General features: G+C 64.8%; 13 protein-coding genes. 3 read left to right on the top strand and 10 right to left on the bottom strand.

Annotated features, from left to right (window positions below):
• Positions 1-20: 20 nt before the first annotated feature.
• Together OS914_RS08540 and OS914_RS08535 are read right to left on the bottom strand one after the other, a co-directional pair.
• Complete coding sequence (locus OS914_RS08540; protein ID WP_267545625.1) at positions 21-1118, bottom strand: TIGR01906 family membrane protein; 1098 nt, start codon at positions 1116-1118, stop codon at positions 21-23.
• Positions 1119-1178: 60 nt separating this feature from the next.
• Entirely contained in the window at positions 1179-2171 is a 993-nt protein-coding gene (locus tag OS914_RS08535) for a stage II sporulation protein M (RefSeq protein WP_267545624.1), read from the bottom strand.
• Positions 2172-2292: 121 nt separating this feature from the next.
• Here OS914_RS08535 and OS914_RS08530 point away from each other — a divergent pair, with 121 nt between their 5' ends.
• Positions 2293-3072 (top strand): RDD family protein, encoded by a 780-nt coding sequence (locus OS914_RS08530; RefSeq protein ID WP_267545623.1) that lies wholly within the window; start codon positions 2293-2295, stop codon positions 3070-3072.
• 72 nt (positions 3073-3144) lie between these two features.
• Here the strand turns inward: OS914_RS08530 and OS914_RS08525 are convergent, their stop codons facing one another.
• From OS914_RS08525 to OS914_RS08505, 5 genes are all read right to left on the bottom strand, one after another.
• Positions 3145-4371, bottom strand: a complete 1227-nt coding sequence (locus tag OS914_RS08525; protein ID WP_267545622.1) for a L,D-transpeptidase — start codon at positions 4369-4371, stop codon at positions 3145-3147.
• A 128-nt stretch (positions 4372-4499) separates the two neighbouring features.
• Positions 4500-5339, bottom strand: coding sequence for an MBL fold metallo-hydrolase (locus OS914_RS08520; RefSeq protein WP_267545621.1), 840 nt, complete (start codon positions 5337-5339; stop codon positions 4500-4502).
• 54 nt (positions 5340-5393) lie between these two features.
• Positions 5394-6938 carry an adenosylhomocysteinase gene (ahcY, locus tag OS914_RS08515; RefSeq protein WP_267545620.1) on the bottom strand — a complete coding sequence of 515 codons (1545 nt, stop codon included), beginning with the start codon at positions 6936-6938 and terminating at the stop codon, positions 5394-5396.
• A gap of 40 nt (positions 6939-6978) precedes the next feature.
• A complete protein-coding gene (locus tag OS914_RS08510) occupies positions 6979-7239 on the bottom strand; it encodes a hypothetical protein (RefSeq protein WP_267545619.1) in 261 nt (86 codons plus the stop codon).
• Positions 7240-7339: 100 nt separating this feature from the next.
• Complete coding sequence (locus tag OS914_RS08505) at positions 7340-7732, bottom strand: DUF3499 domain-containing protein (protein ID WP_267545665.1); 393 nt, start codon at positions 7730-7732, stop codon at positions 7340-7342.
• 123 nt (positions 7733-7855) lie between these two features.
• Here OS914_RS08505 and OS914_RS08500 point away from each other — a divergent pair, with 123 nt between their 5' ends.
• Together OS914_RS08500 and OS914_RS08495 are read left to right on the top strand one after the other, a co-directional pair.
• Positions 7856-8029, top strand: a complete 174-nt coding sequence (locus OS914_RS08500) for a hypothetical protein (RefSeq protein ID WP_267545618.1) — start codon at positions 7856-7858, stop codon at positions 8027-8029.
• 101 nt (positions 8030-8130) lie between these two features.
• Positions 8131-8637 (top strand): metallopeptidase family protein, encoded by a 507-nt coding sequence (locus tag OS914_RS08495; RefSeq protein WP_267545617.1) that lies wholly within the window; start codon positions 8131-8133, stop codon positions 8635-8637.
• Positions 8638-8708: 71 nt separating this feature from the next.
• Here OS914_RS08495 and OS914_RS08490 read toward each other — a convergent pair whose 3' ends face one another.
• Genes OS914_RS08490 through OS914_RS08480 form a run of 3 tightly spaced genes read right to left on the bottom strand, consistent with a single transcriptional unit; the run spans position 8709 to position 14612 of the window.
• Complete coding sequence (locus OS914_RS08490; RefSeq protein WP_267545616.1) at positions 8709-10421, bottom strand: DUF5719 family protein; 1713 nt, start codon at positions 10419-10421, stop codon at positions 8709-8711.
• Positions 10414-13998: a glycosyltransferase family 2 protein gene (locus tag OS914_RS08485; RefSeq protein WP_267545664.1), complete on the bottom strand. Its 3585-nt coding sequence runs from the start codon at positions 13996-13998 to the stop codon at positions 10414-10416. Before OS914_RS08485 ends, OS914_RS08490 begins: the two co-directional genes overlap by 8 nt.
• A complete protein-coding gene (locus tag OS914_RS08480) occupies positions 13998-14612 on the bottom strand; it encodes a WhiB family transcriptional regulator (RefSeq protein ID WP_267545615.1) in 615 nt (204 codons plus the stop codon). Before OS914_RS08480 ends, OS914_RS08485 begins: the two co-directional genes overlap by 1 nt.
• Positions 14613-14762 lie beyond the last annotated feature (150 nt).

The raw sequence follows: 14762 nt of genomic DNA, 5'->3' as shown, positions 1-14762 counted from the left end.
CCAACGGGCCCCGCACCTTCTTAGGCTCCGGCCACCGCGCGCCGACCCTGCCTGCGGCTCTTGGCCCTGGCACTGACATTCCGGCGCTGTTTGGTGGGCCAGGTGAAGGCAAGCGTCAGCGTGGAAACGAAGAAGACGACGACACCGATCAGCAGAGACGAATCGGTCCAGAACTGCTCCGGGAACAGTCTGATCAACGAGTCATCGAGGTAAAAGGTCCAGGTCCCGTTCTTAAAGAATATTTTGTGGAAGTCCGCGAAGAACGTCTCCCAGCCCATAAATGCCAGCACGGCCAGCCCGATCACCAGCACCAATGTGACGATTGAACCCGCGAAGAGCCCGCGCCGCACTCCGCCCGTGCTGCGGCGCATCAGGTAGATAATGCCGATAACCATCACGACGGCGAGCACGGCGCCCACGACGAACGCCATGCTGATCACGGATTTAACATCCGCCATGTGGCTGACTTCGCCGGCATTAAAAAGTGCCCGCCCACCGGGCTTAACCAGGTCGCCGAGGAACCGGGGACCGGAGAAATTGAGCAGGTAATCCACCACGTATGACCCGTACGTCATCCGGTCATCTGTGCTGAAGCCGAACGAATCGGCCGGGAAGCCGGGTCGGTAATATTCCGCCCAGAGAAACAACGGCGTGGTGATCAGCCGGATCGCCAGCACCAGCAGCACGAACGGATAGCAGATGGCAAGCAGGACCTGCATGACACGCGGCAGCAGGGGCTGGACCTTGGCGGCTTCTTCCCGCTGCGCCGCGCGGCGGTCCACGTCCTCCTGCGGCGGACGGACCTGGAGCATGCTGGTCGGAAGTGGTTCATGGAAGACCGAAGACGGTGCCGCCAACGCTGCCGAGCCCGGTGCCGACGGTTCGGCGGAGCGCGAAGCCGGCGCGGCTTGGCCGGGGGCGCCGGTCGTGGCCGTCTTACCGCCCGACGGCACCATCCATGCGAAGGCGGGTTCGTCGTCGTCCGCAGCGCTGGCGGCAGTTCCCGTAGAGCTGCTGCCGGTGCCCAGCCCGGGGCGTGGCTGCACATCGATCTTCGCACCGTCCACTGCCGGTTCCGCAGCCTCGTCGGCTGAAACTGTCTTCTTGTTCTCACTCACATTTTCAGCGTACCTGCCGTGCGTCTCCCCGAGGTGGTCGCCACCCCGAGCGGCGGCCCTTTAGGTCGTTGCCAACGTGTCGCCGGCGTCGAAGGTGTCCAGGTCGCCGCGTTCCCCCGCCCGCGAGGCCGCCCGTCCCAGAACGAGCGTGTAGGCCCAGTAGGAGGCCAGCACCGCTAAACCGATCCCGATTTTCGCCCACACCGGCAAACTGGATGGCGTGACGAACGCCTCCACGAGACCGGAAACCAACAACACGATGAGCAATCCAAGGGCAACCGTAATGAGGGAGCGCCCCTCGTTGGCCAGCGAAACGAGCCGTGGCCGCGGACCCGGTGAAACCCAGGCCCAGAAGATCCGCATGCCGGCCGCACCGGCCACGAATACCGCGGTCAGCTCCATCAGCCCATGCGGCAGGATGTAACTGAAGAAAACGTCTCCGCGCCCGTAACCGAACATTACCCCGCCGGTGAGCCCAACGCCCATCGCATTCTGATAGACCATGAACGGGACGTATACCCCGGTGATTCCCAGAGCCACGGCCTGGGCTGCGAGCCAGGCATTATTGGTCCAGACCTGCCCGGCGAAGGAGGCACCGGGATTTGCCGAATAGTAGTTTACGAAATCGTGGTCCACCAGCTGCCGCAACCGCACGTCTCCGCCGAGGGCCCCGAGCACGAGAGGATCTCCCGCGGCCCACGTCCCGTACAGTACGGCTATGACGACGAACGCGGCTCCCACCGCCACGGTCAACCAGCGGAGCCGGTAAAAGGCGGCCGGCAGCGCGAGCACGAAGAAATGGGCCATGTCGTGGGCAAAATTGGACCGGGCACCGGTAAAACGTGTCCGGGCCCTGGCGAGCAGGGCCGAAAGAGAGGCCGAGAGCGCGCTTTCCGGCGCCACCGATCTAATCATCGACAAATGCGTGGACGCACTGCGGTACAGCCGGAGCAGCTCGTCGGCCTGCCCGCCGGAAAGGCGGCGAAGCCGGGCCAGCTCATTGAGCCGGTCCCATTGCATCCGATGTACGGCGGCAAACGCATCCAAATCCACAGTCTCACCCTACTGCCGGTCCACCTGCCGCGCACCGCACCCTAGAATCGAGGGAAACGGGCAGCAAGAGACGCCAACGGGCAGGAGAGCGGCCATCAGCTCAGTCATTACCGGCGAGGCCGTGGTCCTGGAACTGCGCCCGGCGTCTTTTGCAGCCCGGTCGCTCGGCGCGATGATCGACGCCGTTGCCTTGGTGGTGCTGCTGATCGGGTTCGCTCTGCTGCTGTCCGCCGGCTTCGCGGATCTCGACTCCGCTGCCGCCAGCGCTCTGCTGCTGGCTCTGGTGGTGTTCGTCCTGGTTATTCTGCCGATCGGTGTCGAGACACTGACCCGCGGAAAATCGCTTGGCAAGTTGATCATGGGGCTACGCATAGTGCGCGACGACGGCGGCTCCATTCGGTTCCGGCAGGCACTGATCCGCGGGCTGCTGGGCGTTTTTGAGCTGTATATGATGCTCGGCTCGGCCGCGTTCCTGATGTCGCTGTTCAACGAGCGGTCCAAGCGGCTCGGGGACATGCTGGCCGGGACGTATGCCATACGCGAACGGCTGCCTGCGCCGCCGGCCTCCACGCTTGGCACCCCGGCTCACCTGCAGTCCTGGGCACGGCTGGCCGACATCGGCCCACTGCCTGACCCGTTGGCCCGGCGGCTCTACGCCTTTACCAATCAGGGTGCGAAAATGTCGCCCGGGTCCCGAAGGCAGCTTGCCGCCGATCTCGCCACGGAGGCTGCCGCCTTTGTCTCGCCACCCCCGCCACCGGGCACCGCACCGGAGGCTTATCTGGCCGCCCTGACGTCCGAGCGGCGAGAACGCGAGCTGCGCCGCATGACGGCCCAGCTCAAGAGCTCCGAAGAATTGGCCCGGCGGCTCTACGCCCTGCCCTTCGACAGCGACAGCTGACTGCTCAGAGTACTGCCAGGATTGGGCGCTGGTGGCGGCTGCCCCCAGGGCTCTGCGCTAAGATCGCGGTTCCTACCGGGACGCGTACTGCGCCCACGGGATGTTCCAGTCGCCAAAGCCATCCGTGGGAGCGGCGGGTTCGCTGACGCTGTTGATCACTTGCACCAGGTCTCCGATGCCCATGTTATTGAACACCCAAGAGGCTCCCGCCTCGTTCAGCCCGATGCAGCCGTGCGAGAGGTTCAGTTTACCGATATACGGTACCGCCGAATCCGTGGCCTGGTGGATGAATTCCCCACTGTTGGTCAACCGTGTGGCGTAGTTGACATCCAGTTCTCCGTAGTTGGCAGGATCCCCGGGTTTGAGGCCGATCGAGGCGGCCACGAAGTGCGCGTACCGCTGCTTGTCCATCAGCGGCATAAAGCCGGAGGCAGATGGAAAGCGCTCGTCGCCCATGGTTGCGAGGAAGTGCTGGGCGGGCTGGTCGTTGATGTACACGTCGGCTACGAAATTGGCAGAGTCCGCGACCATCACTTTCTTGTCGCCGATGGGGATGGTGATGGTCTTATTGAAATTGCCGATCTGGCCCTTGCCCAGGTCAACGCCAAAGAGCTGCATGTCCATCGTAATCGTGCTGTTCGCGGCCCAGAAGGTTTCCGGACGGTATCTGACCATCGTGTCGCTGTACCAGTGGAACGCTCCGACCTGGCCGGCCGTCGTCGTAATCTTCAGTGCCTTTTCCACCGCTTCTTTGTTCGTCACCGGCTCGCTGAAGGTGATCTGCAGGGGCTGCCCGACGCCGACCTTTTGGCCGCTGCGCGGATAAACGGAAGCATCGGCCTCGTGCGAGGCGGGGACGGTGCTGAACTTCTGTGTCCTATGGGTGGTCCGGCCAGCGACGTCGACCACCGTGACGTCGTAGCTGTAGGCGGTGGCAAATTCCAGCGCGCCGGCTGCGGTCCACGTTGATCCGTCGGCGCTGATCCCACCCTCGACGCTCGTCTTGGCTTTGGTATCGGTCAGCGTGACGGATTTGATGGTGCCGTGCGTGACTTTGACGACTGCCGGCGCCGCCGGATTGACCTGCGCCGCGCCGTCCGTCGGGCTCACGCCAAGCTCCATCGCCGGCACCACCGGAGCGGCGAGGCCCTCGGTGGTCCTGGCCGGACTCTGCGCCTCGGACTCGATCGCGGCCCGGGCCCAGGTAGGGGCAGTCGCGGCACCAACACCGCCCCCAACGACGCCGAGGCAGACCAGCGTAATGAGCCCGATCTTCCAGCCCTTGCCGCTCTTACGCATCTGCACATCCCGCATATTTCTCACCCAACCCGCAAAGTTACGGCCCGCATGCTGCCTCACCGGTTTTGCCAGTCGGTCACCTGCGCACAGCAGCCATACCGGCTGCATCCTCATTTTACGCCATACTGTCAGGGGCGAGGCTGACTGGCGTCGGCCTCGGCGCGGCGCAGGTGGTCCAGCTGGGCCGCCACGGACAGTTCCGCTGCGGCGCGCACGGACTCTGGGACATCGGAATAGACGTTGGCAGTAACTGCCTGCACGGAAGCCTCCGGTCCCAGCCGAAGCAGCGCCGCCCGCAGTTGAGCCAGACGGGAGTGCCGGTGTGCCAGGTACTCCCCCGCCACCGCAGCCAGCTCGGGCCGCACCGGGCCATGGGCCGGCAATACCAGCGCCGGGCCCAACCGCTGGAGCGTTTCCAGCGACCGCAAATAGGAGCCCAGCCTTCCATCCGGGTAGCAGATAACGGTGCTCCCCCGGCCTAGAATGGTGTCCCCCGTCAACACCGAACCGTTTTCGCCGTCGTCCGGCAATGCAAAACAGAGCGAATCCGCGGTATGCCCGGGCGTGGCGATCACCTCGATCTGGACGTCCGCGGCCTCGATGTTTTCCCCCGGAATCAGCGGCGCCGCCCCGATGCAATAGTCGGGGTCCAGAGCCCTGATGGGGGCGCCGGTCATTTCGTGGAATCTGCTGCTGCCCGCTGTATGGTCCCGATGATGATGGGTGATGAGCACCAGCTCGACGGCGCCGCAATCGGCCAGTGCGCGCAGGTGCGGCTCATCCAGCGGGCCCGGGTCGACGACCACCACCCCCTTAGTGGACGTTGAGCGACCCGGGTGGATACCCGACGCGGGGTTGACTATGACGTAGCTGTTGGTGCCCTCCAGCGTCATGGGTCCGGGATTGGGTGCCAGCCTGGACCACGTCAGCATACTGCTGCGCGTCCATGGGTCACTATTGTTCACCATGGACGCTCCTTCCCAGCCGGTTGCTCGACCGCGGATTTAATCGACGGTGCAGCCTCAGTAGCGGTAGTGCTCTGATTTGTAGGGGCCGGCCACATCCAGTCCCAGATAGTCCGCCTGCTCCCGGCTGAGTTCGGTCAGTTCGATGTCCAGTGCCGCCAAATGCAGCCGTGCCACCTTTTCGTCGAGGATCTTCGGCAGCACATAGACCTCATTGCGGTAGACCGGATTCCCATCGGCATCGGCCTGCCCGTGCTTGCTGAAGATTTCGATCTGCGCAATGGTCTGGTTGGCGAACGAATTACTCATCACGAAGGAGGGATGGCCGGTGGCATTACCCAGGTTCAGCAGGCGCCCTTCGGAGAGCACAATGATGGACCGCGGCTCTTGCCCTCCGCCCGACCCGCCGTCGTCGAACACCCATTCGTGCACCTGTGGCTTGATTTCCACTTTCCTGATGCCCGGAATCTGCGCCAGCCCTGCCATGTCGATCTCGTTGTCGAAATGGCCAATGTTGCCCACGATTGCCTTGTTCCGCATGCCCGCCATGTGCGCGGCGGTGATGACAGCCTTATTGCCGGTAGTTGTGATGAAGATATGTCCTTCACCCAGAACCGACTCCAGTTTCGCCACCTGATAGCCGTCCATGGCCGCCTGCAGCGCACAGATCGGATCGATTTCGGTCACGATCACCCGCGAGCCTTGCCCCCGCAGCGCTTCCGCCGCCCCCTTACCGACGTCGCCGTACCCGCAGACGACGGCGACCTTACCGCCCATTAACACATCAGTTGCGCGGTTGAGACCGTCCGGAAGCGAATGCCGGATGCCGTATTTGTTGTCGAACTTACTCTTGGTGACGGAGTCATTGACATTGATGGCAGGAAAAAGCAGTTTCCCCTGCTCAGCAAGCTGGTACAGCCGCATGACGCCTGTGGTGGTTTCCTCGGTGACACCGCGGATGCCACGCGCTACACGGGTCCACTTTTGTCCGTCCAGGGCGAGGGTTTCCCGCAGCACGTCAAGGAATACCCGATACTCCTCCGGGTCTGCGTCGGTTCCCGCCGGAACCTCTCCTGCGGCTTCGAATTCGACGCCCTTATGCAGCAGCATGGTGGCGTCTCCGCCGTCGTCAAGGATCATGTTCGGGCCCAGCTGTGGATCCTCAGCCGCGCCGGGCCAGCTTAAAATCTGTTGGGCCGTCCACCAGTAGTCCGCTAGTGTCTCCCCTTTCCAGGCAAAAACCGGGACGCCCTGCGGATCCTCGACGGTGCCGGGGCCGACGACGACGGCCGCGGCCGCTTCATCCTGCGTCGAGAAAATGTTGCAGGAGGCCCAGCGGACCTGCGCACCGAGAGCCACCAGCGTCTCAATGAGCACGGCGGTCTGCACCGTCATGTGCAGGGAGCCGGCGATTCGGGCGCCCCGCAGCGGCTGACTGTCACCGAATTCGTCCCGGAGCGTCATGAGCCCGGGCATTTCATGTTCGGCCAGCCGGATCTGGTGACGGCCCGCCTCGGCAAGGGAAAGGTCTGCGACCTTGAAATCGGGCGTATCAACGCTCTGGTGCCCTGAAGACAGTACAGAAGATAGCTCGGAAGTCATCTGCATAGTTCCTTAATGTTCAGGTGGAAAGACGGTCACTTTACGAGGTGGCCTCTGGCTGGCCTGCCGTGAACGATTGGTCCGCCGACCGCGGATCATGCTGGTCGGAACCAGCTGAAACGGCGGCGGCAACCTGTTCCGGCCGCAATAACAGCACAATTTCGTCCTCGATCCGGTAGCGCAACGGCTGACCACCGGGGCCCGGCACGGTGCTGACCAGATCGTCACCGTCCTGCACCAGCGACGACCTCGTTACGGGGCATCGCAGCAAAACCAGGAGTTCGTCTCTGACATGCGGCACCGGTGCACTCCCTCACAAAAGCAATCAACAAGAACGGGCAAACGTGTAACAGCGATCTGCGTCGGACGGTTCATCCATGTACAACCCTAGTCCGGTGCGTTCAGTCCCGCAGAATGCGCAAATGATTGCGACGCCCCGGCCCGGCCGCGGGGGCACCGGCAGGAGGCTCCAGGATGGACTTCATTCCCCGCTGCACCAGCGGTGCGGGTTCGCCCGCGGGAGCCTCCGCCGCCTCACGAACGGCGTCGACCAGGGCGAGCAGATCATCGGGTCCGGGGCTTGCCGGGGTCGAGGGCGTCGCGAGCCGCAGCACTTCCCAACCGCGCGGCACACTGAGCCGTCCTGCATGCAGTGGACACAAGTCGTAACAGTGTGGTTCGGCGAAAGTAGCCAGCGGGCCCAGGACAGCAGTGGAATCCGCATACACATACGTCAGAGTTGCGCTTGCCGATTCCCGGCAGCCGGATCTTGAGCACATGCGCATGGTTCCCACGGTTTCCAAGATTACCCGCCTTTGGCAGCGGGCGCGCTCAGACTCGCTCAAGCCGGTCACCTGCCGGCATTCGCGGGACGGCACCGACGGATGAAACAATAGTGTCAACTAAGGAGTACGTTCTTGGAAATCTTCCTCATCATCGCCGCGGTCGTCGTGGTGTGGGCCTTGGCCGTCCTGGTCATCATCAGATTCATGATGGGTGCCCAAAGGAACCGACGGGCCCAGCGGATGGCCGAAGCAGCGCATGAGAGGCGGCGTGCGGCGAAACGCGGCAGGAACGAAGATGCCGCCTAGTGATGCCGGCCAACGACGACGCTGGCCAATGACGCTGGCCACTGACGATGAACGGTTCCGGCCGGTCGATTAATCCCACACCGGAGGCCTAGAGTCGTTATATGCAGTTCAAGTCCAATGACGGCTTCACCATCAACCTTGAGACGTCCTCTGCCGGCGGACCGCAACGACGGGTGCGTGCCTTCCACACACGTCACAGGAACCGCCATGACCGGGGACTACGCGGCGAATTGCTGCTCCCGGCACTGCCGGGCTCGCTCACCCGGGCGGAAAAATTCACCGAGCTTCTGATGGACTCAGCCGAACGGCTCAGCGAACTTTGGGGTGCGGCCCTGGGCTCGGTAGAATTTGCCGTCGAGGACATTCCAGTCTCCCTTGAGCGCCTGGCCGGCACCGGAGAACGCGTGCCGATGGCACTGTTCCGGGGGGCCAGTGCCGAAGCTCCCGCAGTGATCACGCTCTATCGGCGCCCGATTGAACAGCTGGCCGATACTCCCGATGAGCTGGGGGAAATCATTCATGAGGTGGTGATCGAGCAGGTAGCCGGCTTGCTCAACCTGTCCCCGGACGCCGTCGATCCGGCCTACCGTAGGTTTCGCCGGTACTGACGGGATCAGGCCCCGCTGTCAGCACCGTCGGCCAGTAGCCGCCGATCAGTCGTAGCTGTCAGGATTGGCTGTCAGTACCCCAGAATTACCTTGAGGTCCTGCGGACCTGCAACGCCCCGGGGGACGCCAAGGACGGACACAGCCGCTTTGTCCTTGATACCCAGGATCTGTGCGCCGTACACCGCGTCCCCGGTGGCGGAGACAACAAACCCTGCCACGGCCGCACCGGCCAACTGTGCCGAGTCGACCGTCTGCGTGGTTCCGCCGGCGACGTCGACAGTCTTCACGGGCAGGAACCCGCCGCTGAGCGAAACCGGCGTCAGCGACACTTTGGCCCGGCCCGCCGGGACGCCAAAGGCGAGCGTCGAGAGGACCCCCTGCGGTACGGTAATCAGCTGTCCATCCCCCAGTTTGCCCCCGGCCCCGGCCGAACCGAAGTCGATGGGTTCACCGGTCTTGAGCGCGCTTGCTACCCTGGCCGTTGCCGTGAACGCAACGTCCGAGCCGACATCAAGGGTATAAGTTCCCGCTGGCAACCCGGTGAGCGACAGTTCGCTGACGCCACCGGCCTTCGCGGTAAAAACGCCTCCTCCCGGCAACTGCTGCTGGCCGCTGGGACCGTAGACCTTGACCTGGACAAGGGCGTCCGCGCTGCCCGGAACCGTGACCTGCAGTGCGGCGCCAGCGTCGGCGTAGCCCGGTTGTCCTGCCACCGCCGCAGCCAGAGCCGGCTGCTGGATGGCCACACCGGTGATCACCTGCCGAGCGGCCGGCGCGCTGACCGGAGAAATAACTTCCACTCCACCGGGAGTTAGTCCGCGCAAAACCGACTGTTGGATGGTTGCAGCAACCGGACCCCCGGTGCTCTTTAGCCGCATCGAGAGATTTGACTGACCGGCGGCGAGCCCTGCCAGCACCACGGATCTGCTCGTTCCCGGCGGCACCAACAAACCCTTCGCTCCGGGGGCCGGGACTGGTCCCTTGTCCCCGAAGAGGTCAAGATTCACCGTAGCGGCCGTCTGCGACGAGTTCGAAAGCTGCAAAATGGCCGTGCGGCCAACTGTGGTGCTGGCACCAGCCAGCCATAAGTCATTGGCCGGCGGCTGGCACTCGCCCGCAGCCAGACCGGCAAGGTCGCCATCAGGCGCAGCATAGGCCATCACTGCGCCAAGGGAGGCGCGCTTGTCGCCGAGCGAATCCGCCCGCAGCACCGACGCCCCGGCGACAGCCTGGCTTTTGAGTACCGCTGCCTTGCGGTGGTCGGCAATACCAGCCGAGCCGGCGGTGGCTCCCGCCGTGCCGACCGCGCTGGGGCTGACAGATCCGCTTGCAGAGGCTTTGGCCACCAGCGCCAGTGGCTCCCCCGCTCCCAACGGGCTCAGAGCGCTGCCGGGTACCGTGCCGTCAGGGGCGCTGAGTACCAAGGCGGTCACGGTGGAGCTGGAACTGCTGGAGGTGGCGGAAAACTGCGGATCCGTTCCGGCCGCCGAGCCGTCCAGCAGTCGCGCGGGCCCAGGGCAGGCGGCCGTACTCTGCCCGGCGGGCAGCGCCACCGCTGGCGGATCCACCACTGCGGCAGCGGTGAACCCGGGCACGATCGAACCTATGGTCACCACCGCGACGGCGGCCACCGCAACGGAGCCGGCCAATATCGACTCGGCTGCGGCCCGGCGCCGCCGAACAGTCCGATGTCCTTTGCCCGGCAACCCAGACTGCTCAGGCCCCTGCGCCGAGCTCGTCAACCGCCGCTTCGATTCCTTCGATTCCTTCGATGACTCAACCACGGTTACCCACCTTGCCTAACGTGCCCTCATAGTCATCTGCTGCGTTGGTCGAAGCGTCACGCGCTGCCGAGGCAGGCGCAGCGGCTCCGACGGACACTTTCCCATCAGCGGCCGGGCCGCTGGATGGGGAACCCTCCACCGGCGTGCCGGGGTAACCGGCACCAAACCGCCGACGTCGTGCCGGCATTGGAATTGCCATCAGCAGGGTCAGGCTTAGGACAACAATCTGCACAATGCTCCACAGCCCCGCCCATGGGTTTTCGTAGCGGACCTCAAGATGGCCGCCGGATGCCGGAAGCGCGAAGGCCTGGGCCCAGTCCGAGGTCGTGGACGTAAGTTGCCTGCCGTCCAGCCAGGCTGCCCACCCCGCATCGGCCCGTTCCGCCAGCACTACCAGCCGGTCGGCTGACCCCGGTTCAATCTGCGTGTCCACGTTCAGCACGTCGGAAGGCAGGTAGGAAACCGTCACTCCGGACCGGTCCGTAATGCGCACCCGCGAACCGACCTCGGGCGTCTGCCCGGAGACAGCGGCCGGCGTCACCCGCCAGAGCCACCCGACGTCGGTGGGCCCGACGGTGGCCAGTCCTGGGACGGCTTCGATCTGACTGGCCATCAACTCCGCGGCCGTGTCGCCATTGTGCAGCACCACGAAGCCGATCCCAAGCTCTGTCAGCTGCGGTCGGGGGTCAACCCCGGTGCCGGACATGATCGTTGCCACGGCCTTTCGGATGGAGACGACGGCGGGATCGTCCCCCTGCAGGGATTCCGCACCGGGGGATCCGGTTATTTCTCGCGCGGAGGCAATAGTGGACAGTGAATCCATGGTGGTCCCGGCGCCGCGCATCAGGGCGGCGCTGACGCTGGCGTCGGAATTGATGCTCAGGACCAGGGTCCTGGCACGTTCTGGACCGTTGCCACGGTCTGTCGCCGTGGCTGGCAGGGTTCGGGCGGAACCCGGGCGGACCAGGGTGCTGACACCGTATTGTCCATCCGCAGCGCCGTCATTCACACCCAGGTTAGTTATGTCACTTTGCGAGCCCGCATCCTGACCAAGCGGCGCTCGAGCCGGATCAGCCGCCGTCGTTCTCTGACCGGCTCCGGATGCGAGGTTTTGCGCCACCCATAGGCCGAGGCTGGCTGCGGGAGAAATCGCCAGAAGCACCGAAACCAGTACCGCTGCACCACGGTAAGCGCCAGAACTCCGGGCAACGGCAGGAGCTCCCGCGCTGCGGCGGACCCGTTGCAGCCGCGCATCGACCCCGAGCAGCGCGTCAACCCCGAGCAGCGCGGCCGCGAGGAGTGCAAAGGCCGCCAGGGAGACGCTGGGACCGCTAAACGGCGTGACCAGGGCTGTACCACCCAGGGCAACCGCGATGCTTCCGCTGAAGAAACCGCTGAGCAGCGCCAGCACGGCGACCGCCCACAGCGTCCGCACCATACCGGATCGCCGGGTCCTGATCAGCAGGGCGCAGACGGCCAAGAACAGTACCGGCGCACCTACCACGATCATCGCGGCCAGCGCCCACGGAAAGGTTCCGCCCGCGAACCACGTCAAGGAGTTGATACCCGCTCCGGCGCCGATTCTGAGCGGTTGCCCGAGTATTTGCTGCCACAGCGGTGCGTTTGTGTAGGCCAGCGGCACGCCCGGATCGGCGAAGACGGCCCGCGGCTGGTTAAGCGTGGAAATAACGAACGGAACAAACAGCGCAATGCTGGGCAGCAATGCCCAGAACATAGTGCGCCCCCGCCTGCGCAGAAAGATCATCGCCAAGCCAATACCGACGACGGCGCCAGGCAACAATGACGGCGCGGAGGCCGTGATGATGGCCAGTCCCAGACCAGCGGCGGCTGCTGCCGTCCATGAGGGCACGTGGCCGGAACCGGGCCGACCCGCGCCGACGAGGGCGGTTCCCGAAGGATGGGCTGCTGATCGTCGGACCGCCGGCTGTACCGTGGCACCGCGCCGCAGGACGGACCCGCCCGCCGCGCGGATCAAACCCAGCAGGACCCAAGGAATCAGAAGGTGCGCCAGCAGAGCACCAAGACGGCCCTGACCAATTGCTATCTGTAGCGCCGGGGCGGAGGCCCAGATCACAGCAGCGGCAAAACGTGCCCGGCGATGTCTCGTGAGCGCCCCTGCGGCGAACCAGGCCCCGAGTCCAGCCAACGGAAGAGCCAGAATCAACAGCCAGGCAACCGCCGCGGATCCATTTCCCACCCCGGCCAGCGCGAGCAGCCACAGAACGTATCCAAACGGATCACCGTGCCCGGGCAGTCCTGCGCCGATCGCAATCCACCAGGTCGACGCGTTATGCCAGATCTGTCCGAGCCCGGCGGACAGCGGGAGGAGGCCACCACCGGCCACTGCCCCGGCACCGACCAGGCGGTTAAGGCTGATAAGGCCGACGGCGAGCAACAGCGCCACCGCGGCAACGGCTCCCGTCCCTGCCGGCAGCCGATTGGTGGCGTGAAGGGCGGCGAAGTCATCGGCAGCGTCTCCGCTGGGAACGAGCTGGACGGATCCGTCATCCGCGGGGTCGTCCGCATCGGCGGCAGAAAAGGAGTCCAACAACGAACGCCGGTGCGAACGGATTTCACGGTCGCCCGCCTGCAGTCCGCCCATCACCGAACGCGGCAGCACCCGCGTCCGTGCGGCGGCGGCACGACTGCGCCGCAGGGTCAGCGGCCGTGCCAAAGCGGCACAGGTGCCGGCCAACTGGCGAGCGCCGTAGCCGGGCTCCTTGAGCACTATTCCGGCAAGGAGACGGAACACGCCGCCCAACAAGGCACCGACGGCAAGAAAAGGCACCTGCCACCAGGGTGCATGTTTTAGGCGTAAGTGGACTTCGGCCTTGCGGGCCGATTTGGGCGAGGCCGCACTATGTTGCCGGCGGGAGACGTGGCGCATTCTGGCCCCCGGCACCACGACGACCCGGTGTCCGGCGAGCCTGTTCCGCCAGCAGAAATCAATATCATCCCCAATGCCGGGTACCGCCGGGTCAAAGCCGTCTAGTTTTTCCCAAATGTCCCGACGCACCAGCATTCCGGCCGAGTTGACGGCAAAGACATCGCTGCGGCCGTCATGCTGGCCCTGATCGTGTTCATCACGGTCGATCAAAGTGATGCGCTCGGCCCAGCGGCTCGCGGACAGACCGACGTCGATCAGTTTCCGAGGTTCGTCCCAATCGAGCTGCTTACAGCCGGCCACCGTCACCGACGGTGCGCGCTCGAGAGCCAGCAGCAGTTCCGCGAGGGCATCATGGGCGGGTGCCGAATCGTCGTGCACCAGCCAGAGCCATTCGTCGTCCCCGTCCGCTCCCGCCGGAGCAGGCAACCGACCGACTACATCCGCAACGGCGGAACCGAAGCCGCCGCGGGATGACGAGTGAGTGATCACCTTGCCGTTGCCCAGGGCGTCCTCCAACAGCTTCAGGGAGCCATCGCTTGAGCCGGTGTCGGCGCCGAAAACAGCGTCAGCAGGGCGAGTCTGCGCGGAAATGGCCGCGAGTGTCCTGGGAAGGTACCGGCCGCCGTCGTGCGCTATGACGATGGCGGTGACTTTAACTGCAGCAGGAATTAGACCGCTCGCTTCCGAAGCCGGCGACGTTCCCGCTCGGACAGGCCGCCCCAGATGCCAAAGCGCTCGTCATTGGCCAGCGCATACTCCAGGCACTGGGCCTGCACGTTGCAGGAGCCGCAGACCTTTTTCGCGTCCCGTGTGGAACCGCCCTTTTCCGGGAAAAAGGCTTCCGGGTCCGTCTGTGCGCACAGAGCATCGGTCTGCCATCCCAGCTCGCCGTCATCGCTAAAGTCAGTGTCGCCGAACCCGGTCCCGCGGGAGGGAAGCCCAATCCACACCGGCTGGGTTGCGGTTCCGACAGGCTCGACGACGAGCTGGAGCGGGCTGACGGCGGGGTTGGTTGAGGAGCCAGGGCCCGTTTCCTGCGCCTCATGATCGGCCAGGAACGCCGTCGCCTTCTCTTCCAGTGACTCCCATGCACCGCGCTCATAGCGGTCCCCGGCCTGCGGATCCGCCGGATCTAAGTACCAGTCGCTGGGCACACCAAGGGAACGGTACTGCAATGCCGACTGTCCCTGCACAGCTGGCCGGCCATTCGGGTCTGCCGTCCTCACAGAGCCGGCAGCCGAGCGTTGTGCCGGTGAAGGCGCACTGCGTTCCGCTTGTCCCATGGTCGTCCTCCTGTTGCCGTTGCGGCCAATGTCATGCCAGATTAAGGTCCGGTGAGTTTGCCGCCGAACGACGCAGCTGACGCCGCGTTTTTGCCCTGGCAATGATGTCCCGTGGGTCTAATTACATCGTTGTAATACGGCCTCCGTCAA

The organism is Arthrobacter endolithicus (assembly GCF_026627425.1).
Taxonomy (GTDB): domain Bacteria; phylum Actinomycetota; class Actinomycetes; order Actinomycetales; family Micrococcaceae; genus Arthrobacter_M.
This window is presented reverse-complemented; position numbering and strand designations above follow the sequence as displayed.

Coding starts and splice junctions, on each gene's coding strand:
- OS914_RS08520 (WP_267545621.1), bottom strand. CDS start 5,339: ATGGTGAACAATAGTGACCCATGGACGCGCAGCAGTATGCTGACGTGG.
- OS914_RS08480 (WP_267545615.1), bottom strand. CDS start 14,612: ATGGGACAAGCGGAACGCAGTGCGCCTTCACCGGCACAACGCTCGGCT.
- ahcY (WP_267545620.1), bottom strand. CDS start 6,938: ATGACTTCCGAGCTATCTTCTGTACTGTCTTCAGGGCACCAGAGCGTT.
- OS914_RS08525 (WP_267545622.1), bottom strand. CDS start 4,371: ATGCGTAAGAGCGGCAAGGGCTGGAAGATCGGGCTCATTACGCTGGTC.
- OS914_RS08495 (WP_267545617.1), top strand. CDS start 8,131: ATGCAGTTCAAGTCCAATGACGGCTTCACCATCAACCTTGAGACGTCC.